We start from the raw sequence: 24107 nt of genomic DNA, 5'->3' as shown, positions 1-24107 counted from the left end.
AAAATGACTAAACTAACTGAAGCTTTGGTACCCGGTGTTGTATTAGGAGATGATGTTCAAACCTTATACAACCACGCTAGATTAAATCAATATGCGTTTCCTGCTGTTAACACAGTAGGGACAAATTCTATTAATGCCACTTTAGAAGCGGCGGCAAAAGTAAACTCTCCGGTTATTATCCAGTTGTCTAATGGTGGCGCGGCCTTTTTCTTGGGGAAAGGCTCAAAACTAGAAGGGCATGAGGCGTCAGTTAAAGGTGCTGTTGCCGCGGCGAAGTATGTTCATATTGTTGCTGAGTCGTATGGCGTACCGGTTATGTTGCATACTGACCACGCGGCGAAAAAACTTTTACCTTGGATTGACGGCTTGCTCGATGCTGGCGAAGTTCACTTTAAGGAAACGGGTAAACCGTTGTTTAGTTCTCATATGATCGATCTTTCGGAAGAATCTTTGGAAGAAAATATAGCGACATGTGCAGAGTATTTAGCGCGCATGAGCAAAATGGGCATGACCTTGGAAATTGAACTTGGTTGTACCGGTGGCGAAGAAGACGGTGTTGATAATAGTCATATGGACGCCTCTGCACTATATACGCAGCCAGAAGATGTTGCCTATGCCTATGAACAACTGTCGAAGGTGTCTGACAAATTTATAATTGCCGCATCATTCGGTAATGTTCACGGTGTATACAAACCAGGCAATGTTGTGCTTACCCCAGAGATTTTGAAAAACTCTCAAGCCTATGTTTCAGAGAAGTTCGATTTGCCTCACAACAGCTTAAATTTTGTTTTCCACGGCGGGTCAGGTTCAGAGCCTCAAAAAATTGCAGAGTCTTTGACCTACGGTGTGGTTAAAATGAATATCGATACCGATACGCAGTGGGCTAGTTGGCAAGGCATTTTGGATTACTACAAAAATAAACAAGATTACTTGCAGGGCCAAATTGGCAATCCTGACGGCGACGATAAACCAAACAAAAAACACTATGATCCACGTGTGTGGTTGCGTAAAGCTGAAGACTCTATGGTCACTCGACTTGAGCAATGTTTTGCCGAGTTGAACTGTTTAAATCGATTCGTGTAGCTTTAAGGAATAAAATGAAACGTCTAGTTCCAGTGTTAAAGAAGGATGGAGTCGATAAAGACCTCATCATGTTAATTCGTACCATATTGGCTGCATCTAAAGAAATCGCGTTCAGAGTGAGTCAAGGCGCACTAGCCGGTGTGTTAGGGTCAACTCTTGATGAAAATATTCAGGGTGAAGTGCAAAAGAAGCTCGATGTTTTGTCTAATCAATTATTAAGAGACATGCTATTGGATGACGATACTGTTCGCGCAATAGCCTCTGAAGAAGAAGACTATGTCGTTGGTGGTCACCCAGATGCGCAGTTTATCGTGGCGTTTGATCCACTAGATGGTTCTTCTAACATCGACATTAATGGCCAAATAGGCACGATTTTCACTATTTATAATGCTCGAAATGACGTGCCATTTGATAGTGAGCTGCAATTTGCTCAGGCGGGTTCTGAGCAGGTTTGTGCCGGTTATGTACTTTACGGTGCGTCGACTATGTTGGTGATGACAACAGGTGGACCGACTCGTTGTTATACATTGGATTTAACTCATGGTGGTTACTTGTTAACGCAAGATAAAATGGCAGTGCCGGCCGACAGCAACGAGTTTGCAGTGAATATGGCTAACTATCGTTTTTGGGATAACCTCATTCAGAAATATTTTGATGATGTATTGTATGCCAGCGATGATTATAACAGCGCATCAATTCGATGGAATGCGGCTATGGTCGGTGACGTACACAGAGTTATTAGCCGAGGTGGTGTATTTGCTTACCCAGGTGATAGTCGACCTGGTATCGAAAATGGCAAAATACGTTTGTTATATGAAGCAAATCCGTTGGCAATGTTAGTGGAGAATGCCGGTGGGTTAGCAGTAACGAGTGGCCAGCAACGTATATTAGACATACAACCAACAACGCTGCATCAGAGAGTACCGGTTTATATGGGCTCGAAAAATTTAACTAAAAAACTTAATTTTGGTTAATAAGATAAAATTGGTAATATGATTTGTCGGCTAGAGACCTATAACCTTGGTCACTAGCCGATTTATTACTACTTAGAAAGTATGCACAATACAAAGTTTTATCCCTATATCAGCTAGTTTGGAATACATCGCTCAAGTTAGGCAACTGTATTGATAATTGATTTTCCCTCGTCAATGCCAAACTTATCGTATAACTGAGCCAGAATAGATTGTTTATCATTGTCGCTTAATTCAGTTTCCCCACTTTCCGCTAATTTTTCTTCCATTAATTCAGTAAAATACTCAACTAATGAACTCAGTTCATCGCTCGATTGAGTACTTCCAGAAGGTGGTGGCGGAGGAGGGGGCCGATTACCTCGCTGCTCTACGTTAGCTAGATCGCCAACGGTTTTGGCGTCATATCCTAACTCACCCATAGCACTTGCTAGACCTGAACCCGGAGTAATTCCTGCTTCAGAAAACGCTTCAACGATACTTTTTGCGTCTGCTTCGGTTAGATTTTCTGGGTCAAATTGTCCAAGAACGTCAGATATTTGAGTTTTTTGATCTGCCGTGAGGCTTTGCTCCATTCTGCTAGGTCTGGACATTTCTCCAGAAGAATTAATACCACTAATCATTAGCGTTGTCCTTTTGGTTTTTTGCCGCGTGGTGGTTTGTGGTCGGTAAACTCTTGTTCACTAATCACGCCGTTTTGGTCGGCGTCAATATTATTGAAAACCGTTTCATGATCGCCATGAGGAATGTCGTGGGAAGAGAATTCGTCAAAACTAATGTCGCCATCGGCGTTTAAATCGAGGGTGGAAAACTGCGGACGTCCTTTGCCTTGGCCGTCCTTGTCGCCGCGTCTATCGTCATTTTCGGCGGCTTGACTTGTTGCTGAAATGATAGACATCAATCCAACGATTAAAAATGACTTTGCAAAATATTTCATGGGAATTTCCTGTTGTTAATCTCAAGTGCCAAACGAGAATAACAAGGGAAATTGCAAACATTGTGCAAGAAAAGAGGAAGTATTTCGCTCTTTTTCCTTTGTGGTTTATTACGGTTCTAAGTGAAGAACAACTAAGGTTTTCTCTTAGAACTATAATACTAAGCGGTAGCCCGTACCGTAGACTGATTGTACCCAGTCTTTTCCATCACTTATATCAGCCAGCTTTTTTCTGAGCTTTTTTATGTGACTGTCGATAGTTCGGTTGTTCACGATTCGGTGATCAGAATACATATTTTGCATTAAGTGCTCCCGCGTAAAAATACGCTCAGGCTTTTCTGCAAGGGGTTTGAGTAATTGGAATTCGACTGATGTCAGTGTCACTTCCTGTTGATTAAACGCCACGACAAGACGGCTTTCATCAAGAATTAAGCCATTGCTCGGTTTGGACTCGGTTAATGTCCGACGCAATACCGCTTTCACTCTAGCGACAACTTCTCTTGGGCTGAAGGGTTTGCAGATATAATCGTCTGCGCCAAGTTCGAGACCTAACAGTCGGTCAATTTCATCGACTTTCGCGGTGATCATTAAAATTGGAACATTTGAAAACTGGCGGATCTCTTTGCAGATATCGATGCCATTTTTTCCCGGTAGCATTATGTCGAGCAAAATGGCCTTAGGTTCATGTTGTTTTACCCAGTCAACGACTTCACTACCGTCGTGCAACATATGGGGAACGTAGTCAGTAAGCTTAAAGTAATCGGCGAGTAGGGTTGCCAATTTTATTTCGTCTTCCACAATGAGGATTGAATGTTGCATTTTTGTTCTCTAGTTTTAATTGGACTGATAATTAAATAAGGCGCTATTTCACTATGTTGCTTATTGTTTTACTTGCTGGTTTGCTATCACGAAATAGGTAGCTTAATCATAATACTTAACCCACCGGATGCCGCTTTTTCTGCAAAAATTTCACCTTGGTGTCCAGTGACAATATGACGACAAATTGACAATCCTAATCCTGACCCGCCGGTTTTTCGGTTTCGTGAATTATCAACACGATACAAGTGTTCAAACAGGTTTGGCAAATGAATTTCATCTACGCCTATACCGTTATCTTCGAAGTTGATAACAACAAACTCTTTACCACCCTCAAGTTCTCGACTCACATTCAGACTAATGCTCGTTGCGCCTGAGTACTTGATGCAATTATTGATAATATTTTCAAATAACTGACACAATCGCGTTTGATCTGCATACAAGGTGATGTTTTTATCTTCGACTTTGGTAACTAATTTAATGCCTGAATCGGCCAAATAACCACGGTATTTTTCAACTTCACCTTCGATTAGGTCATTTAATTCAACCCGCTCTTTACGATAACGCATACCGCCGATGTCGGCACTGGCCAATAGGTTTAAATCGTCGATAAGGCGTTGTAGGTGTTTCACTTCATCGTTTACCGACACAATATTAAACTTTGTTAAAGGCCGAACATCGTCCAACATGGCTTCTAATTCGCCACGTAAAATGGCGACTGGGGTTCTAAGTTCGTGAGATATATTAGCTAACCAACGTTTTCGTGCTGATTCATTTTCACTAAGTGTTAATGCAAGTTCATTAAAATGTTCACTTAGTTCGCCAAATTCGTCTTTACGCTTCAATTGTATTTGCTGGTCGTATTCGCCTTGTGTTAGACCGTGCATGCCATTTTTTATTTGTTTGAGTGGTTGCACTAAATGCCGAGTTAGCGGCAAAGTAATAAGCGCCACTAAGGTTAAAACAAAGGTAGCGATGATCCAAAAGTAACTTTGTTGCTGATTCACAAAATCGACTTCATACCCTTTGGTTAGTTGACTGCGCTTAGATACGGCAAATTGGCCAATGACAAAATCGTCAATGGTCATCGGGGTTTTGCTATAGTCTAAATCTGACAAATATTGGCCAACAACAACTTCGCCGGTTGCATCTAGAATAGCGTAATGCACTTGTTTACTTTCATTAGGGGGTGGGGGTTGTCGATCAAATTGTTGTCTAGGGCCACCTTGTGCAATTGGTCCTTCTGCTGCATCACGAGCGTCACGTTCATGCGGTGGCGGAGGGCGTCGTGATGGACGCGAACGATCATCCTGTCTATTGCCCTGTCGATTGCCACGGGGTGAGAACTCGCTGTCACTAAGTTGTTCTGAAATTAAGCGGCGGAATTTATTGTGTCGGTTGGTCATAGACGACCAACTGTCGTTTTTCTTGTATTCGACAATCAATTGAGCCACTAAAGGTTGCAGAGCCTGCACTTCTTTGGTGTTTACATATTCCACCATTCCACGACCTAGGCTCCATTGCATAAGTGTTACTAAGCTAGTGACAAGTAATATGCTAAAGCCAAATAGGATTAGAAAAAGCTTATTTTGGATCTTCATAGATAAAAACAACAACCTTTAGATAATAATTTATTTCAAATTTACAGCCATAGGATAATGCAAAATTGTGTAAACATTGTGCATATTTTAAGGTTTTACCGTTAAATATATAATGGCCATACCGAAGATATTTAACGCGACTTTCAAAAATTAGACGATAGTTGACTATTAATGGTTAACAACAATACAATACGGCAATTCAACTGGGATTAAATTGTAGGGATAAATTATTATGGAATTGCGTTTGTTCTTGGTTTTCAGTTCTGTTATTTTTTTTCATAATTACATTCTAATAAAAATAAAAAAGGGTAAAAATGAAACTTGAAATGCTGGATATCGGAATATTCATAACCTATGTTTTGGGGTTGCTAATATTGGCGTTATGGATCTCTCGCGAGGAGAAACAAGGGGGAAAGAACACAGAAGATTACTTCTTAGCCTCTAAATCATTACCATGGTGGGCAATTGGTGCTTCGCTTATTGCGTCAAATATATCTGCCGAACAAATCATTGGTATGTCAGGCTCAGGCTTTGCTATCGGTTTAGCTATTGCATCCTATGAATGGATGGCAGCAATCACTTTGATCATCGTTGGTAAGTATATGTTGCCAATTTTCCTTAAAAATGAAATTTATACTATGCCTCAGTATCTAGAGCAGCGTTTTGACAGCAGAGTTAAAACAACTCTAGCGCTGTTCTGGTTAGCGGTTTACATCTTTGTTAACTTAACCGCTGTATTGTGGTTAGGCGGACTGGCGATAGAAACGGTCGCTGGTGTTGATTGGATGTATGGCATGATCTTCCTAGCTGTATTCTCAGTGGCCTACTCATTATACGGTGGTCTAAAGGCGGTAGCTTATACTGACATTTTACAAGTAGTACTGCTGGTTTTTGGTGGCCTATTCTTAAGTTATCTCGCGCTTAACCAAGTTTCTGGCGGCGAAGGTTTTATCGCTGGTTTTAGCGTTTTAACCACTGAACTTCCGAGCCACTTTGATATGATCTTAAGCCCTGAAAATGAACACTATATGAGCCTCCCTGGAATTTCAGTTTTGGTTGGTGGTATGTGGTTAATGAACTTCGGTTATTGGGGATTTAATCAGTATATTATTCAACGTGCACTTGCGGCTAAAAGCCAAAAAGAAGCACAGAAGGGCATTGCATTTGCAGCTTACTTAAAACTTCTAATGCCTATCATTGTGGTTTTACCGGGCATAGCAGCGGTTGTACTTTATCCTAATTTGTCATCACCTGACCAAGCTTATCCGTCTATGATGGCGTTAATGCCAGTTGGGATTAAAGGGTTAGTGTTTGCTGCACTAGTGGCGGCAATCGTATCGTCGTTAGCCTCAATGACCAACAGCATTTCGACTATCTTCACCATGGACATATACGCAAAATTAAAACCTGGAAAGACACAAAAACATTACGTGACAACCGGTCGAATCGCCGCACTTGTTTCACTCGCTGTTGCCTTAGTTGTAGCGGAACCGCTACTCGGTAAATTTGAACAAGCATTCCAGTACATACAAGAGTTCACGGGGTTCTTTACACCAGGGATCGTGGTCATCTTTGTAATGGGTATGTTTTGGTCGAAAGCAACTTCTGCGGGCGCACTTGCAGCGGCAATTGGTTCGGCAGCTTTCTCTATATTGTTTAAGATAATTTGGCCTGAATTGCCGTTTATGGACCGCGTTGGTTTAGTATTCCTGATTTGTTTAGCACTGTGTGTTGTGGTGTCATTAATGACAAAAACTACAGGTTCCAATAACTGCGTAAGCTTGGATGAAGTGAATTTTGAAACAGACAGAAACTTTAATGTTGCCGCAATTGGTATCATATTGATATTAATTGGCTTGTATGCCACTTGGTGGTAATCATAAAGTTTGAATCGACCTGAAATAGGTTGACACTTATTGCTCAAATATAATCATATTAAAACGCTCGATAAAGCTCATCGGGCGTTTTGTATTTTAAGGCCGTAGATTTGGTCTTTTTTTATTTGGTTTGACCCATTCAGAGCAACATTGACCATGTAATAACGTGCTTTTTTGGCAGGGATAACTCAACCCTAGTTTTAACAAGCCCCAAAGAATAAACGCCAAAAACAAGAAATGCAGATATTTGAACAATGCGGCATATTTATACCATGACGAGTTGAGGACGATATAAGTAATTCAATCAAATTTAATAAATATAAAGGTTACAGGGTATGTGAATGCTCACTATAGTTGTATTTTTTAATTAGCCAGTAGCCAATTCCTGCGGATACTACTGTACCGACCACTAAAAATATTCGCATCGCCAAAATAGAAAAGTGACTTTGTTCTGGGCCATTTAATGCTTCAAAGCCAATGGCATTGAGGGCGATACCTGAACTAATGACTGCGATAACACTCGACATAGAAATGATCCAACTTTGTAATGAAACAAATAGGCCCTCGCGGCGAATATGGTGGTTTGTTTCATCTACATCGATTTGGTCAGCAATCATGGAGCTTATGATAACCGCCATTGCGCCCCAAATTGCACTGCATAATATGGCGTCAACAATTAGCCAAAGCCCACTGCCTGGCTGATAGATAAACCATTTGCATAGTCCACCGATGATTGTGATTAAGTAAACCCACTTCATCGTCGCGACTTTTCCAATCTTACTAGACAGTCTGGTTAAAATGCCAATTGTGATGATCCCAGTGATTGCATACGCTGAGGATAAAACCCCTTTCCATGTTGCTCCAGCAGCGACATCGCCGTCATTCATATAATAAACAAGTACGTAATAATCCATGCTCGCGGCAAAGCCACCAAGGGTTAGCTGAATAAAAATGATGGCCAACAGGATCTTCATATTTCTGTTTTTGATAATGGCTTTTAGGCTTTTAAATAATGGCATTTTTTGGTCTGTTTTGGCGGGCTCAAATTGTCTTTCTTTCAAAAATAGGCCTGGCAACATACCGCAAAGCCCCAGAAAAATAAGGGCGACACCCCAACCAACAAATTTCATTCCAATGATGATGCCACCAAAAAAGCTTAGTTGAGCAATGGGAAAGACCCAATGATATAAAATGGCACCAAATTTTAAGAAGTAAGTGACAAAGCCCATTACACGAGTGCGCTCGTGGTAATCACGCGTGGCCTCATAGGCCAAGCACTTCATTGGCACAGTCCAAAAGGTATTAAACAAATAAAACGCCAATACCATAACGGCAAAATAAATGAGTTGTGTGTCGCTGCTCCAATGAGCAGGCACCATCCAAATCAAACCAAAAAAAAGGCAAGACAACCAAGGGAAAACAAATAGAAAGGGGCGGCGTCGACCATATGGCGTGTTGAGACGATCGGACCATTGACCAACAAAAGGGGCGATAAAGCTAGCGATAAAAACGGGCACTTTCATGGCAAAAGCCAATAGAAAAGGATCGACTCCAAGGGTCATTTGATAATACGGAATGGCTAAAATACCTATCCCTTGGTTGGCAAAAAATATTGCAAAAAAACCAATACCTAAAAATATTTTTTGTTTTAGCAAAACCGTATCGGATGTGAGCAACATTTAACTTATCAAAATGGGATTGATTAATTATTTTGGGCGAGAGCGAAACGATAGTAAAGGGAAATAAATTACTTTTGATTCTGCCGAATAATAGTCCCCATTTTTACTGCTAAACCTAATGTAAAATAGCCAATTTATGGCGTTAACCATTCGAAAAAACGTAAGAAATACCAACTATTTTTAAGTAACGCTATTTTAATAATTTAGCTTGTATCCCACTGTTTATAAGGTGTTTGAATAAGTGAAATTTACTCATACTAGCAATTAATTATTTTTATTTGTTCGAGTCGTTTAACAGGACGACATAATTCCCCCCTCATTATAAAACCGTATTAGTCGCTTATTGTAGCTAAGTGAAATTGAATATTTTTGTCTCTCTAAATATTCATTTTTATTAATAAAGTGACAATTGCATCGGACTAAGTCTTAGTTGCACACACAAAATAAAAATAACAATTAATGGGGTTTAAAATGAGAAAAAGTAGATTGCTGCGTTTAATTCTACTGGCTTCTGCAACGTCGCTCACAGCATGTGGCGGTAGTGGAGACGCTGATGAAAATGTGGTTCGTAACCTATTTGCGATTGGCGAGACAGTAGAGGCGCTAGAAGATGGTGAGATGATCGAAGGTGACGTTAGCGAAAATGATCAGGGCGAAGGATTGTCATATGTGTTAAGTGGCGACGGTTTGTCTGAAAATGGTGAATTGACATTTAATGCCGACGGTACATTTACCTACAAACCCAATGCTAATTTTTCTGGGACGGACTCATACCAATATGTGGTCAACCAGGCCGGTACCGGAGAAACCGACTCTGCGATATTAACCATCAATGTTGTTAGCGATTTTGAAACGCCAGAAGAAGCCGGTTGGGGTCTTGTAATTCAGGAAGACTTTAACGGATCAAGCCTGACAAGTGGTCAATGGTTAAGTGAAGGCGCCACTGAAACTGAGGGTAACTTAGTATTAACAGCAGAAGCAGGCGGTTTTGCCTCATTAATGGCGGTTAATTCGCTACCCCAAGGTCGATTTGAAGCACGTATTCAAGTCGCAGCGGGCGACGCTGTAAAATCTATATTTGCCGCTTTGCCGATGGCGGACCAATATGACGGATATAACGCAATAGAAGCGGTAAGCTTTCAAAATGGTGACCTGATCGCGGGCGCGCATTTTGGTATCGGCGAAACTAATGGCGTTAAATTTAATAGTGAAGTAACTGCCTCGGCGTCCACTGAGTTTCATGACTATGCCGTTGAATGGAATGACGACTTTATTCGCTGGTATATCGACGGTACACATATTCATACCGTCGACCGGCTCAACCTATGGGCTCATAACCTAGTCAATGACGAAGTATTGGCAAATATCTTTACATTGGGTGGGGCATCAGGTCCATTTGATCAAGACCTGCAACTCGTGCTTAAACTTGAAAACTCAGGCTCTGAACCCGCCATGTTGTTGGTTGATTCAATAAACGTTTGGACCTGTGATCCGCTTGTCGCGCCAGCACTTAATGACTGTTCGGCTAAAGTCAGTCGAACAATTGATAAACTCGCGTCAGATAAAATACCGACAATTGAAGAAGTAACTACAGATGTCTTTGTTGATGGATTTTATGATAAAGACGACGTCAAAATCTCTGATCTTCAACCTTTAGTTTGGCACCACACAGACCAAATTATCGAGATGAATATATCCAACTTTAACAGCCCAACGATATCAACCGTCGTGCTTGAAAACGATCAAGCCACGGTGATAGATATCAGTTCTACCGAAGGCGATGCCAATATTGGATTTGCCACCCCAGGCATTGGACTGATTGGTCATAACGCAGTGTTAAGTTTTGATATGTACATTGACAGTGCCAATACCCTTACTGAGTCTTTTGACATCAGAATGGAAACCGGTTGGCCTTATATGGGGATGTTGACATGGATGACGGCTGATTTAACTCAAGATGCCTGGGTCACATATTCCATACCGGTCTCTGAATTTATCAATACACCGTTTATCGCGCCTGATTGGTTAACTTGGCTGCCAGGCATTTCCGAAGGGGACTCACTGCCACTTGACCCAACCAATATAGGAGCGTTACTTGTCATTGAATTTCATGATGGCGTGCATTTTCAATTAGACAACATTCGCTTAACTTGCATCGCCGCTGAAAGTTGCGTGCAAGCCCCATTGGCTATTCATGCTGAGTCAGGTCCTAAAGCGCCAAGTACAGTTTATCAAGCGGAAGATTTCACGACAGAATCTGGAACCCAGTTAGAAGATACTGCGGATGAAGGCGGTGGCCAAAATGTGGGTTATACCGATGCCGGTGACTTCCTTGAGTATGTGATCACAGCCCCTTCAGATGGCACATATTACGTCGACTTCCGAGTGGCTAGCGATGGCGGTAGCGAGGGATTTGAGTTTTTGGTCGACGGCCAAGTGGTCGCCACCCAAGCCGTTGAATCAACAGGCGGTTGGCAGGAGTGGACAACTCTGACTTCAACAGAATTTGAAATGACTGCGGGACAACATACGGTTCGAGTCGCATTTATCGGTGGCGCAATTAATTTCAACTGGTTTGAAATATTTGAACCTGTGTTTGAAATTTTTGTTGAAGCAGAAGCGTTTGTCGCAGAGTCAGGCACGCAATTGGAAGACACGGCAGATGAAGGCGGCGGCCAAAATGTGGGTTACACAGACCCCGGTGATTTTCTTGAATATACCGTCAATATCCCCGCTGATGGTACTTACAGTATTGAATATCGATTAGCCAGTGACCTTGGCAGTGAAGGGTTCACCGTTTCTTTTGACGGTGTCGTGGTAGATACCCAAGAACTCGAAGCAACCGGTGGTTGGCAAGAATGGGTTTCTCAAAAATCGACAGTTGATTTAGTTCAAGGCGAACAAACGATGCGAATCGATTTTGTTGGCGGAGCAATCAACTTTAATTGGATAAAAATAACCAATTAATCGCTCAATCAAGAATTATGCACCGCCATTAATTGAGCGGTTCGAACTAATCACTGACACGGACAACAGCAGAAAATAAAGAACAACTGTTGTCTCATTAGGGTAATTATTATGTACAAAAAAGAATTTAAACCACATATTTTGGCCGTTAGCATCGCAGCTGCAATAAGTACGCCTGGATTTGCAGAAGAAAGTGTAGCTGAGCCAACACCAATTGATGAAGATGTTGAAGTTATTGAAGTCACGGGCATACGAGGCAGTATGCTCCGTTCTATGGACCTTAAGCGGGAAGCTAAAGGTATTGTAGATGGCATATCTGCTGAAGATATCGGTAAGTTCCCCGATACAAACTTAGCCGAATCTTTGCAGCGAATTACAGGCATCGCGATTGAACGTGACAATGGCGAAGGCTCAAAAATTACGGTTAGGGGGTTTGGCCCAGACTTTAACATTGTGACCTTTAATAGCCGCCAAATGCCAACTACAGGGGGCCGTTCTTTCGACTTTGGCAATATTGCTTCTGAAGGCATTTCATCCGTCGAAGTTTATAAGTCAGGGCGGGCAAATGTCGCCACCGGTGGTATTGGAGCCGTGGTAAATGTTTCCACTCGTAAACCGCTGTCCAAACCGGGAGAGCAGGGCGCACTTAGCATGAAGGCAGCCTATGATCCAGGCACAAGGGAAGGTGAGAGTATTACTCCAGAGTTTGCTGGGTTATACAGTAATACGTTTGCCGACGATACGATTGGTGTTGCGATTTCACTGAGTTATCAAGAGCGAGATGGTGGGAATCAGTCGGTAACGACCCAAGACTTCATGGGGCGTAACTTTGTGACTCAACAAGACATCATAGACGAAGTTGACGATGCGGAATGGGGTTCTATTCCAGTGGGCGATCCGAGCGCAAAAAACTTCCCAACGGAAGTCGGTACGGGTATTTACGCAATCCCGACGAATATTCAATACAATTTGGATGACTTTCATCGTGAAAGGATTAACGGCCAACTGACTTTACAATGGCGACCCTTTGATAATCTTACCGCGACGGTAGATTACACCTACGCTGAAAATCAGCAGAACTACCAACATCAAGATTTATCAGCCTGGTTTGACCCTGGTTGTTCAACTCGAGAAAGCGAATGGGTAAAAGAGGGTAATATATACTCTCCTACTTCCTATACTCAGGTGGGTTGTGCTCAGGATAACCTGCAAGGGGTGGGAATTTACGCCACGGTTGATGAAAACAAATCAGTGGGTTTTAACTTAAAATGGCAGGCTACAGACAATTTGTCGATGGCATTGGATTATCACGACTCCAGTGGTCAATCTCAGCCAAACAGTAAATATGGCTCTGGCGGCTCGGTGGCTGTTGCAGCGTTAAACCGGATCACAACGTCAGGTTATTTTAGCGCAACCGGTATGCCGGTACTCGAGGTGCAATTAGGTGAGCGTAATTCACATAATCAAATTGTCCGTCTTGATGAAATTGATGTTAATGATATGCAGTTGTCAGGCAGTAACTTTGGCAGCTACAACAACCGAATGGACGTAGAGCAAGTTCAGTTTGATAGTACTTATGAGTTTGATGAGGGCCACAGTATCGACTTCGGCGTATCCACCGTTGAAGTGACTAACAGAGGACAATCTACTGGCATTTCAAGAAATAGCTGGAGTGGCGTTGGTACTCCGGGAGATATTGCTGATTTACTGACTATCGATTCAATTGACGGCGTTTTTGACGGTCTTGAAGGCAGTAATGATCCTCGCCAAGTTACCGAGTTTTTCACTTGGGATTTTGCAAGCTTAATTGAACGTGGCGAAGCCCTTTTGCAAACTGGTGCCCACGGCAATGTCACTAATGGCGGTCCATGTTTGACGGGGTTCTGTCCGTCATATGATTTTGACGCGGATGAAGTCACAACAGAAAAAACGTTTTCAATCTACCTGCAAAGCCACTATATGGCAGAACCATTTGACATGCCAATTAACTTATTTACAGGTTTACGGTATGAAAAAACCGAAGTGCATTCAGAAGCCCTTGTGCCATTACAGGATCGAATTGAATGGAGTGTAATCAACAATAACTTTGCTTTATATGAACAAAAAGACGCAGACAATAATACGATTGTGGGCTTCTCTGAAATTGACGGCGAATACGACATGTTACTGCCGAGTGTCGATTTTGATATTGAGTTTATTGAAGATGTGTATTTTCGAGCGTCTTATAGCTTAACCATTACGCGCCCAGTTTATAACGACCTCAAAGGTGCGATGAATATCTATTATTTTGGTGCTGACGGCGGTGGTGGTGGCCGAGGCAATCCGCAACTTTTACCGATGGAATCGAGCAATCTTGATTTCTCTTTGGAGTGGTATTACGACGAAGCAAGTTACATGTCTGCGGGGTATTGGACCAAAGATGTTGACAACTTTATCGTGAGCGAGACGTTCGAAGACCAACCCCTGTTTCAAGATCTAACGACGCCAATGGACGGTGCGCTATACGATGAAGCGATTGAAGCCATTACCGGTGGCGATCCGCTGTTTGTCTACGATAACCAAGACATCAATGATTATTTTGCTGAACACTTTGCTGATGAACCAAATGTTGAAGTGACAGGCGAAGGCGACGAAATTGAAGTTGTGGTGACCGGTTTAGCCACCGATCCAGTAGCGACATTTGATGTCACTATGCCCATTAACCAAAACGAAACATCGGTAAAAGGCTGGGAGTTTGTTTTACAACATACGTTTGGTGAGTCCGGATTTGGTTTTCAAGCTAACTACACCGTGGTTGAAGGGGATCTGGTTTACGACATTAATCTCAACGAAGAGCAATGGGTCGTGCCTGGTATGAGTGACACCGCAAACTTTGTTGCTTTTTACGACAAAGACGGCTTGCAAGTTCGAATTGCCTATAACTGGCGCGACAAGTATTTGCAATCGGCTGCTCGGGACCCTCGTTTTGTCGAAGAGTATTTCCAGCTCGACGCCAATATCAGTTATCAAGTTAATGACAATCTTTCGTTTTTTGTCGAAGGCATAAACATAACAGAAGAAGACCAACGAATTCATGGTCGTTCTAGCTACCAAGTTAGGCAATATTCTGTTGGCCACGCTAGATACAACGTCGGGGTTCATTACTCATTTTAAATTAGTGCTCAGTAAAGCCACTTTAATTAGTGGCTTTATGTAACCCATTTTTATTTATGTACAGAGCTTAGTTTCTTTAAAAGTACCCAAAAGACGGCCTGAATAACCGGATTTTATTCGAACCAAATCATTCAATTTATTTTGAGTAATGTTCGTTTATTTAGACGACTTTCGGGAAGAGGAAACCAAGGCTGTTACTGTCAAAACTGGAGCGTTAATTAATGACTTAATGAGTCTTAAAAAAACGCCTATTTAATTAGCAGGAGAAACACTATCGTGTTTACCAATATAATTACAAAATCAAACATAAAGTCATTTAGAGTGGCTTTAACGTTGCTAACATGTTTTTGCGTATTAGCTATCTCTGGGTGTTTTGGTGTCAGTAGCGATAACGAGCTGCCTAAAACCACTAATGAAACAAATCCACCGGTAACAGAAACCGAGCAGGAACCAGAACCAGAATACGTCGGTTTGTCACCACTTCATACTGACGGTATTAAATGGGTCAATGCCGACAACGAAGCCGTTATTTTAAAAGGAACTAACTTAGGTAACTGGTTGTTACATGAGTTTTGGATGATGAACCAATCATCAAATACCGTAGCCACCGATCAATGTAGACTTGAAGCCACACTAGACGAACGATTTGGGTTTGAAGAGCGCGAACGTCTCCTTGATATGTTTCGTGATAATTGGATAGCGGAGCGCGATTGGGATGTCATGCAGAGCTTTGGACTTAATGTGATCCGTCTGCCGTTTGTTTGGAATGTGATTGAAGATGAGCATAACCCTAAAACACTTCGTGCAGATGCCTGGCAGTACATTGATTATGCCATCGAACAAGCAGAAGCCCACGGTATGTATGTGATCTTAGACTTGCATGGCGCTGTTGGTTCACAGGGCTGGCCAGATCATTCAGGTTGTGCCGATAAAAATTTATACTGGAGCACACCTGAATACCAAGAACGTACAACTTGGTTATGGCAACAAATCGCTGAGCGGTATAAATACAACGGTACGGTAGCGGGTTATGGTTTATTAAACGAACCATGGGGTACAGACGCCGCTAACTTAGCATCAGTAATGTTGGATTTATATGCCGAACTGCGCGAAGCCGATGAAAACAAAATTATTATTCTACCAGGGCACCATTCTGGGATTGATGAATACGGCCATCCTGACTCATTTAACGGTACTAATGTCGCTTATGAAATGCACTTTTATCCGGGCATATTTGGTTGGGGTGACCCCACCTATGAAACTCATCGTGACTGGTTAACTTGCGGTGAAGCTGGGAATGAAGGCATTTGCCAATGGCAGGCCAAAATGGCCAATTTAGAGTCTCCATTATTAGTCGGTGAATTCCAACCGTGGGCAAGTACCGGCTATGAATTTGGTGGCGAAAACACCCGTGCTACCTATGACAAATTTGGTGCGTTAAATTGGGCTGCAACTAACTGGTCTTATAAAGTATTAACCGGAGGCGGCGGTCAAGGTAATGGTACGTGGGGCATGGTCACCAATAAAAAATCTGGTTTAGGGTTGGTAGCTAAAGCTAGTACTTGGGCATGTCCTGGTTGGGACAGTGAACTTAGTACCGCATGTGAAATTGGCGCAGACACCATTACCCCGCAAGCAGAAGGCACGCAGACCTACTATTTTGTTGTTAAATTTGGTGCTTGTTGCGATGGCAACCTCGACATTAGTTTAGACAAACTTAGTTTGGTTGATGAAGACAATAATGAAGTTTTATTAAATGGTAATTTTGGTTCTGACAGCAACTGGACTCAATGGTCGGCGAGCGCGGCACCAGCCATTAATTTTAATGAAACTGACGTTGCCTTAGCGCCAACAAATGCCGACGGCCCCGTTCTTAGAATGACTGGAACGACAGATGCAACTGTGACTGAATTTAACGGCGGTGTTTACCAAGCAATTACATTAGAAAGCGGTAAAAACTATACCTTATCTGGTGTGTTTAAAGACAACGCAAGTGCTAATGCCTGGGGGGAATTTTATATTGTCGCCACGATGCCTGAAAACGGCGTTGATATTCTTGAAGAGGCGGCTCTGCCAAGTGTCGACTTTGTCAATGCGCCAATTGAAGAAATCGAAGCCGTATTCCAATTATATGGCTCAATATCCTATGAAATTCATCAGCCACTGTTTAATGCGATGACAGCCGAAGCGCCTTCAAACTTATACACACTGCCGGCAAAACCTACTGGATTCACTGCACAAATGGCTGACTCTGGGGCCATGTTAAGTTGGAATGCAAACCTAGAAACGGATGTGACTGGATACCATGTCTACCGAAGTGTTAACAACAATAGCAGTTATCAACTTTTTGCTGAGAATGTAGCAGGCCTTAGCTATCTAGATGACACGGTTATCGACAATAACTTATATTTTTATAAAGTCAGCGCCGTTGACGCAGAAGACATTAGTTATGGCAGTGACGAGATAAGCGTAGGTGAATTAGTTCAAGCCATACCAGGTACTGTAGAAGCCGAAAACTGGACCACAATGAACGGGTTTGAAGTAGAAGCGACAGCAGATGCCGGCGGCGGTAAAAACACCGGTTTTGCCCATCTAGGTGACTGGCTTGAATATGCCGTAAACATCGAAAGTGCGGGTGATTATCTTGTTGAATATCGACTTGCCACCGAAAGCGGCAGCACAGGATTTACCTTAAAATTGAATGATGAGGTTATCGACACTGTAGCGGTTGAAGCGACTGGCGGGTGGCAAACTTGGGCGACCCAAAGCACAACAATTAGCTTGCCTGCAGGTGAGCATATCCTTCGAATTGAAGCATTAGGTGAGCAGTGGAACCTCAATTGGATCCGATTTTCTAAGACTCAATAATACAAGGATTTAGCTAAATCCAACTTAGCAATATCGCAGCACTTTAGGTGCTGCGGTAGCCGCTTTCCATTTTAACCGCTTTTTCAAATGCAAAAATTAGCGATATGACATTAATTAAATCAAATATTAAAAAGAGTTTTCCAATGTATAAGATAAAGTTAAAAAAACTAGCCACCCTGTTGTCACTAGTTTGCCTAGTATCGACAGGACTTCTGTATGCGAGCGAACGCAACGCCAAAGGTGTCGATGTTTATACGACCGCCAAAGACACAACACTGCGTTTGCAACTTACCGATAGCAAATCCCTTAAACCTCGTGTTCAGCCTACGGAAGGTGAAATTTCGATATTTGTTAATCCAAATAAACGATTTCAAAAAGTTTTGGGCATTGGCGGCGCAATAACCGATGCCAGTGCAGAAGTATTTGCCAAATTGCCCGCAGCAAAACAAACCGAACTATTAAAAGCGTATTACGACCCAAAAGAAGGTATTGGTTACTCATTAACGCGTACCACAATTCATAGCTCTGACTTTGGTAGTGGCAGTCACACTTATATAAAAGAAGGCGATAAGTCACTTAAAAGCTTTAACATCAGCCATGACCGCCAGTACCGTATTCCTATGATAAAAAGAGCAATTGCAACCGCCGGTGGAGAGTTAATGCTTTATGCCAGTCCATGGAGCGCACCTGCCTTTATGAAGAGTAACAATAACATGTTGCAAGGTGGGAAGTTGTTACCAGAGTATTACGATACATGGGCAACTTATTTCACTAAATTTATTCAAGCCTATGAAGCCGAAGGTATGCCAATTTGGGGCGTGACGATTCAAAACGAGCCGATGGCAACACAACGTTGGGAATCTATGATATACACCGCTGAAGAAGAGCGTGATTTTTTAAAAAACCACTTAGGTCCTGTAATGGAAAAAGCAGGTTATGGCGATAAAAATATCGTAGTTTGGGATCATAACCGTGACCTAATCACCAATCGCGCGAACGTCATTTTTGACGATCCTGAAGCCGCTAAATACGCCTGGGGAATTGGTTTTCATTGGTACGAAACCTGGGCTGGTGGCGAAACGATGCACGATAATTTAGCACTTATTAATGAATCATATCCAAATATGAATCTTTTGTTTACGGAAGGGACAGTAGAAGGGTTTAGAGCAGACCGTTACCAATACTGGCCAAACGCAGAACGTTATGGCCATTCAATGATTAACGACTTTAATAGAGGTACTGTTGGCTGGACCGATTGGAATATTCTATTAGATCAAAACGGCGGTCCTAACCATGTAAGTAACTTCTGCTTTGCTCCAATCCATGCCGACACAGACAGTGGCGAACTTATTTATACGCCAACCTATTATTACATCGGCCATTTTTCTAAATTTGTTAAACCAAACGCCCAGCGAATGAGTACTAGCAGCAGCCGCAGTGTGTTATTAGCAACCTCGTTTGTAAATGAAGACAACAAAATGGCAACGATTGTTATGAATCAGACCGACAAAGAAATTAAGTACAACTTTTTTGTCGAAGACCTACAGACCATACTGACCATTCCAGCAAGGGCCATGCAGACTCTGGTTTATTAAAATTTAAAAAGCAGTGCAGGGGAGATAATATAAGGCGTAAACCTGTGGGGTCAAAACCTGTGGGGTCAGAGTCGCTGATTTTATAATTTCCTTTGCACTCGGTTGGAGGTTCCAAATATCGCTGTGGCTCGACTCATATTACAAGCTAGGGAATGACGTTTTTTGTTCTGGTTATTGTGAGCCAATTTACTGCGAATTATGAATTTCCTCTGCACTTGGTTGGAGGTTCCAAATATCGCTCCGCTCTTTTGGAATGACGTTTTTTCTGTTTAATTGGGATGACGTTTTTCTTAAAAACTAGTTATTAAACCTACATTTCAGGCGACATTTTCCTTCGTTTAAATCCCCCTTAGTTGAGATTTATATCTCGAAGTGAACGGCAGGGACGCCGTTGCAAGGGATGCTTGTTCACTTCAAGGACGAAGGGAATTCGTCAGTACATGGATGTACGTCAGACGAACCATGGACATACTTTCATCCCGTCTTCGACGATAATATAAACCTTAAATAAGGAGTAGGGATTTAGCCGAAAGCGGCCTTTTTGCCTACTTTTGGGGCTGTTGCAAAAAGTATGGTCGACGCAGTCGAAATAGCTGCCTGCAGGGCAAAGAAAGGCGCAGCCTGCAAGGTGAATTATGTCATTCCTCTGCACTTGGTTGGAGATCCCAAATATCGCTTTGGCTCTTTTAGGATGACGTTTTTTATTCTGGACTTTTGAGCCAATTTAAGGTGAGTTATGAACTTCCTCTGCACTCGGTTGGAGATCCCAAATATCGCTTTGGCTCTTTTAGGATGACGTTTTTTGTTCTGGACTTTTGAGCCAATTTAAGGTGAGTTATGAACTTCCTCTGCACTTGGTTGGAGGTTCCAAATATCGCTCCGCTCTTTTGGAATGACGTTTTTTATTCTGGTTATTGTGAGCTAATTTAGGGCGAGTTATGAACTTCCTCTGCACTTGGTTGGAGGTTCCAAATATCGCTCCGCTCTTTTGGAATGACGTTTTTTTCTGTTTAATTGGGATGACGGTTTTTTCTGTTTGGTTCTGATGACATTTTAAAAAAAACACGTTTTCACTCCTAAAGTTCAGACTACATATACTTCGTTTAAATCCCCCTTAGTTGAGATTTATATCTCGAAGTGAACGGCAGGGACGCCGTTGCAAGGAATGTGTATAGGGATGTACGTACATTCCGCCTTCGACGATAATATAAATCTAAAATAAGGATTAGGGATTTGGTCGAAAGCGGCCTTTTTGCCTACTTTTGGGGCTGTTGCAAAAAGTATGGTCGACGCAGTCGAAACAGCCGCCCGCAGGGCAAAGAAAGGCGCAGCCTGCAAGGCGAATTATGTCATTCCTCTGCACTTGGTTGGAGATCCCTAATATCGCTGTGGCTCGACTCATTTTACAAGCTAGGGAATGACGTTTTTTGTTCTGAAATTATGAGCCAATTACAGCTAATTATGCACGTCCCACCTCTAAGGCTGACTTTCTAAACTGTGACGGTGTTACGTCTTCAAATTTCTTAAAAAACGTATAAAACACTGACTTGCTGTTAAACCCAACGGCTAGGTAAATGTCGGTAATGGTGTCCTTTTTATGAGTGGGATCACTTAGCATTTTTTTGGCTTCTTCAATTCGGTATTTATTAATAAATTCGTAGAAGTTAATACCAAAATGCCGATTGATTAACATAGAAAGATCGCGAGAGGTAATTTCTAACGCCGACGCTAAACTGTCCAATGTAATATCTGGGTCCATAAACGCTTTGTTGTCTTTCATTTTTATGTCAATTTCAGTGGCAATTTCGGGATTCACAAATTGATCATCCACCGGTTTTGTCGCCGTTTCTTTATAGGTAACCTGCTCAAAGGTCAAAAAGTGGCGAATGGCAGTAAAGACCAACAAGTTCACTAAAACAAAAGACAGATAATTTCCGGTTAAACCAATTTGTGAAAATACTGAATTTCCAATAGGGGTGAATAAGCTAATAATTTTTGCCATTACCAAAACGGTCTCTGAAAACATCACTGCCATAAATCCATAGACAAGACCATTTAGCCAGTTGGTGTGGGCCTTGTCTATGTTGGAATAGGTATCTTGTAATAAATATCTGTAGCGTCTAATCATGATCACGCAGGCAATGGCATAAAATACTCGTAATCCTTTATTGAACAATTCTAAGCTGACATAACCCGTATCATAGACAAAAGACTCATTGATAAGCATGACTTGGCGTTCGTCGAAGGTATGACTGTAAAACGTTGTTGAAATGAAAACGAGGTAAATAATGAGGGGCACGATATGAAGGATGTCGATTTTTCTTAAACTAAAATCCTTAAAAACTAATGATTTAATACATAAAAATAACAAGGGACCGTCTAAGTAATACGCCATCTGTAGAATAAAATATAAGCCAGGCCATTCATATCTGACTTGTACCTTAAACTCGGCACCCCACATAATCAGCTCGTTTGCTGGGATCAAAGCATGGGCAAAGAGGAAGGCCGACAGGAACATTGCCGTTTTTACATTCTTTGTATTTGTAACGTAAAGTAAAACCCCAAAAAACAAACACTGCATCGTTGTCATCAACAACATGACGTCATGAAAGTTGAATAAAACAGATTGGAATTCAAAAGGCTTCATCTTTTTCCTTGATAAATGTAGGGGTTAATTTTTTTTACGAGCATAACACGCTTAATCAGGCATGTGTCTAGCGCGATATAATATTTTAAAAATTGAAATGATATTGATAAATATCGGCGAGTCGTCCGGTAAATCGACTATAAGGACGCAATTTTAGAATGATTGATGGGTACTACATCGGTATTGATTCAGGTATAATTCCGGCCATTGAAATTAATAGGCCAAAAAGACTGAATTTTTGGTGCGTTTCCAGCACCATTATCTAAGAAAATTATGACAGATTCTCAACTTGCCAAAGAAATCGAGTGCCGACGCACTTTCGCCATCATTTCTCACCCAGATGCCGGTAAAACAACCATTACTGAAAAAGTATTGTTGTACGGACAACACCTGCAAACTGCCGGTACAGTAAAAGGTCGTGGCTCAAAACAGCACGCAAAATCTGACTGGATGGAGATGGAAAAAGATCGTGGTATCTCTATAACAACCTCTGTTATGCAGTTTCCTTATAACGATAATTTAGTCAATCTGCTAGATACTCCAGGACACGAAGACTTCTCTGAAGATACGTACCGTACGTTGACGGCTGTGGATTCTTGCTTGATGGTGATTGACGCCGCTAAAGGTGTAGAAGACCGAACGCGCAAATTAATGGAAGTCACCCGTTTACGTGACACGCCAATCATTACCTTTATGAATAAACTTGACCGTGACATCCGTGATCCGATGGAAGTCATGGACGAAGTTGAAGACGAATTAAAAATTGCTTGTGCCCCAATAACCTGGCCAATTGGTTGCGGAAAATTGTTTAAGGGTGTTTACCATATTCATCGCGACGAAGTTATTTTATATAACACGGGTAAAGGGCACACAATTCAGGAAGTTCGCACAATTAAAGGTGTTAATACTCCAGAATTAGACGAAGCCGTTGGTGAAGACTTAGCAGAGCAACTACGCGAAGAGCTAGAGCTTGTTATCGGTGCATCTAACGAATTTGATTTAGAACTGTTTTTGGCGGGCGAATTAACCCCAGTATTTTTTGGTACAGCCTTAGGTAACTTTGGTGTTGACCATATGCTAGACGGCCTAACTGAGTGGGCGCCAACGCCTATGCCTCGGGATACTAATGAACGCCAAGTTGTTGCAAGTGAAGCTGATTTCAGTGGTTTTGTATTTAAAATCCAAGCCAACATGGACCCTAAACACCGAGACCGCGTGGCATTTATGCGGATTGTCTCAGGTAAGTATGAAAAGGGCATGAAGATGAAGCATGTACGTTTAGGTAAAGACGTACGGATTTCAGATGCATTGACCTTTGTAGCCGGAGACCGTTCAGCCGTTGAAGAGGCATTTCCTGGGGATATTATTGGGTTACATAACCACGGTACGATTCAGATTGGCGATACATTCACGCAAGGTGAGGCATTTAAGTTTGCGGGCATTCCAAACTTTGCGCCGGAGTTATTCCGCCGTATTCGTTTAAAAGATCCACTGAAACAGAAGCAGTTATTAAAAGGCTTAATCCAGTTATCGGAAGAAGGTGCTGTGCAAGTATTTAGACCAATGCAAAACAACGATTTGATCGTTGGTGCGGTTGGTGTCTTGCAGTTTGACGTTGTTGTTCAGCGTCTTAAATCTGAATATAACGTTGAGGCGATTTACGAACCTGTCAATGTTGCTACAGCACGCTGGGTTGAATGCGAAGACGTGAAAAAGTTTGAAGACTTTAAACGCAAATGCGCGACAAACTTAGCACTCGATGGCGGTGATAACTTGACCTATATCGCGCCGACTCGCGTAAATTTAAACCTGTCGATGGAACGTTATCCAGAAGTCTCATTCTTGGAAACAAGAGAGCACTAAACCAAACAAATGAGATGCAGCCTTAGGCGTTGCATCTGTTTTTACTTTTTCTCGCG

General features: G+C 42.0%; 14 protein-coding genes. 8 read left to right on the top strand and 6 right to left on the bottom strand.

Features of this window, described 5'->3' with window-relative positions:
• Positions 1 to 3 precede the first annotated feature (3 nt).
• A complete protein-coding gene (gene fbaA / locus Q4575_RS17695) occupies positions 4 to 1083 on the top strand; it encodes a class II fructose-bisphosphate aldolase (protein ID WP_303523700.1) in 1080 nt (359 codons plus the stop codon).
• 14 nt (positions 1084 to 1097) lie between these two features.
• Positions 1098 to 2057, top strand: coding sequence for a class 1 fructose-bisphosphatase (locus Q4575_RS17690; protein ID WP_303523699.1), 960 nt, complete (start codon positions 1098 to 1100; stop codon positions 2055 to 2057).
• Between the two features lie 137 nt (positions 2058 to 2194).
• On the opposite strand, the gene Q4575_RS17685 is transcribed toward Q4575_RS17690, so the two are convergent.
• The 4 genes from Q4575_RS17685 to Q4575_RS17670 all read right to left on the bottom strand — a co-directional run bounded on the left by Q4575_RS17685 (position 2195) and on the right by Q4575_RS17670 (position 5327).
• On the bottom strand, positions 2195 to 2674 hold the full coding sequence (locus tag Q4575_RS17685) for a hypothetical protein (RefSeq protein ID WP_303523698.1): 480 nt from the start codon (positions 2672 to 2674) through the stop codon (positions 2195 to 2197).
• Positions 2674 to 2988 (bottom strand): EF-hand domain-containing protein, encoded by a 315-nt coding sequence (locus Q4575_RS17680; RefSeq protein ID WP_272182223.1) that lies wholly within the window; start codon positions 2986 to 2988, stop codon positions 2674 to 2676. The genes Q4575_RS17685 and Q4575_RS17680 overlap by 1 nt, the downstream gene beginning before the upstream one ends.
• Positions 2989 to 3138: 150 nt before the next feature.
• Positions 3139 to 3804 carry a response regulator gene (locus Q4575_RS17675; RefSeq protein WP_303523697.1) on the bottom strand — a complete coding sequence of 222 codons (666 nt, stop codon included), beginning with the start codon at positions 3802 to 3804 and terminating at the stop codon, positions 3139 to 3141.
• 86 nt (positions 3805 to 3890) lie between these two features.
• On the bottom strand, positions 3891 to 5327 hold the full coding sequence (locus tag Q4575_RS17670; RefSeq protein WP_368393334.1) for an ATP-binding protein: 1437 nt from the start codon (positions 5325 to 5327) through the stop codon (positions 3891 to 3893).
• Between the two features lie 389 nt (positions 5328 to 5716).
• Here Q4575_RS17670 and Q4575_RS17665 point away from each other — a divergent pair, with 389 nt between their 5' ends.
• On the top strand, positions 5717 to 7279 hold the full coding sequence (locus tag Q4575_RS17665; RefSeq protein ID WP_303523695.1) for a sodium/sugar symporter: 1563 nt from the start codon (positions 5717 to 5719) through the stop codon (positions 7277 to 7279).
• A 326-nt stretch (positions 7280 to 7605) separates the two neighbouring features.
• On the opposite strand, the gene Q4575_RS17660 is transcribed toward Q4575_RS17665, so the two are convergent.
• The gene (locus Q4575_RS17660; protein ID WP_303523694.1) at positions 7606 to 8958 is read right to left on the bottom strand and encodes an MFS transporter; all 1353 of its coding nucleotides are present in this window, start codon (positions 8956 to 8958) and stop codon (positions 7606 to 7608) included.
• A gap of 471 nt (positions 8959 to 9429) precedes the next feature.
• Between Q4575_RS17660 and Q4575_RS17655 the strand changes: the two genes are divergently transcribed.
• The 4 genes from Q4575_RS17655 to Q4575_RS17640 all read left to right on the top strand — a co-directional run bounded on the left by Q4575_RS17655 (position 9430) and on the right by Q4575_RS17640 (position 19541).
• Complete coding sequence (locus Q4575_RS17655; RefSeq protein WP_303523693.1) at positions 9430 to 11925, top strand: carbohydrate-binding protein; 2496 nt, start codon at positions 9430 to 9432, stop codon at positions 11923 to 11925.
• Positions 11926 to 12036: 111 nt separating this feature from the next.
• Complete coding sequence (locus Q4575_RS17650; RefSeq protein ID WP_303523692.1) at positions 12037 to 15078, top strand: TonB-dependent receptor; 3042 nt, start codon at positions 12037 to 12039, stop codon at positions 15076 to 15078.
• 276 nt (positions 15079 to 15354) lie between these two features.
• On the top strand, positions 15355 to 17946 hold the full coding sequence (locus Q4575_RS17645; protein ID WP_303523691.1) for a carbohydrate-binding protein: 2592 nt from the start codon (positions 15355 to 15357) through the stop codon (positions 17944 to 17946).
• Between the two features lie 143 nt (positions 17947 to 18089).
• The gene (locus Q4575_RS17640) at positions 18090 to 19541 is read left to right on the top strand and encodes a glycoside hydrolase family 30 protein (RefSeq protein WP_303523690.1); all 1452 of its coding nucleotides are present in this window, start codon (positions 18090 to 18092) and stop codon (positions 19539 to 19541) included.
• A gap of 1459 nt (positions 19542 to 21000) precedes the next feature.
• On the opposite strand, the gene Q4575_RS17635 is transcribed toward Q4575_RS17640, so the two are convergent.
• Positions 21001 to 22188, bottom strand: a complete 1188-nt coding sequence (locus Q4575_RS17635) for a helix-turn-helix domain-containing protein (protein ID WP_303523689.1) — start codon at positions 22186 to 22188, stop codon at positions 21001 to 21003.
• 273 nt (positions 22189 to 22461) lie between these two features.
• On the opposite strand from Q4575_RS17635, the gene prfC reads away from it, so the two are divergent.
• Positions 22462 to 24051 (top strand): peptide chain release factor 3, encoded by a 1590-nt coding sequence (gene prfC, locus Q4575_RS17630; protein WP_303523688.1) that lies wholly within the window; start codon positions 22462 to 22464, stop codon positions 24049 to 24051.
• Positions 24052 to 24107: the final 56 nt, after the last annotated feature.

The sequence above is a fragment of the Psychrosphaera sp. 1_MG-2023 genome (genome assembly GCF_030548245.1).
Taxonomy (GTDB): domain Bacteria; phylum Pseudomonadota; class Gammaproteobacteria; order Enterobacterales; family Alteromonadaceae; genus Psychrosphaera; species Psychrosphaera algicola.
Note: the sequence above shows the minus strand (reverse complement) of the source record. Positions and strands in the feature narration are given on the sequence as shown.

What these genes read in the sequence shown, in the direction of transcription:
- fbaA (WP_303523700.1), top strand. Translation starts at nt 4, where the DNA reads ATGACTAAACTAACTGAAGCTTTGGTACCCGGTGTTGTATTAGGAGAT.
- Q4575_RS17690 (WP_303523699.1), top strand. Translation starts at nt 1,098, where the DNA reads ATGAAACGTCTAGTTCCAGTGTTAAAGAAGGATGGAGTCGATAAAGAC.
- Q4575_RS17685 (WP_303523698.1), bottom strand. Translation starts at nt 2,674, where the DNA reads ATGATTAGTGGTATTAATTCTTCTGGAGAAATGTCCAGACCTAGCAGA.
- Q4575_RS17680 (WP_272182223.1), bottom strand. Translation starts at nt 2,988, where the DNA reads ATGAAATATTTTGCAAAGTCATTTTTAATCGTTGGATTGATGTCTATC.
- Q4575_RS17675 (WP_303523697.1), bottom strand. Translation starts at nt 3,804, where the DNA reads ATGCAACATTCAATCCTCATTGTGGAAGACGAAATAAAATTGGCAACC.
- Q4575_RS17670 (WP_368393334.1), bottom strand. Translation starts at nt 5,327, where the DNA reads ATGCAATGGAGCCTAGGTCGTGGAATGGTGGAATATGTAAACACCAAA.
- Q4575_RS17665 (WP_303523695.1), top strand. Translation starts at nt 5,717, where the DNA reads ATGAAACTTGAAATGCTGGATATCGGAATATTCATAACCTATGTTTTG.
- Q4575_RS17660 (WP_303523694.1), bottom strand. Translation starts at nt 8,958, where the DNA reads ATGTTGCTCACATCCGATACGGTTTTGCTAAAACAAAAAATATTTTTA.
- Q4575_RS17655 (WP_303523693.1), top strand. Translation starts at nt 9,430, where the DNA reads ATGAGAAAAAGTAGATTGCTGCGTTTAATTCTACTGGCTTCTGCAACG.
- Q4575_RS17650 (WP_303523692.1), top strand. Translation starts at nt 12,037, where the DNA reads ATGTACAAAAAAGAATTTAAACCACATATTTTGGCCGTTAGCATCGCA.
- Q4575_RS17640 (WP_303523690.1), top strand. Translation starts at nt 18,090, where the DNA reads ATGTATAAGATAAAGTTAAAAAAACTAGCCACCCTGTTGTCACTAGTT.
- Q4575_RS17635 (WP_303523689.1), bottom strand. Translation starts at nt 22,188, where the DNA reads ATGAAGCCTTTTGAATTCCAATCTGTTTTATTCAACTTTCATGACGTC.
- prfC (WP_303523688.1), top strand. Translation starts at nt 22,462, where the DNA reads ATGACAGATTCTCAACTTGCCAAAGAAATCGAGTGCCGACGCACTTTC.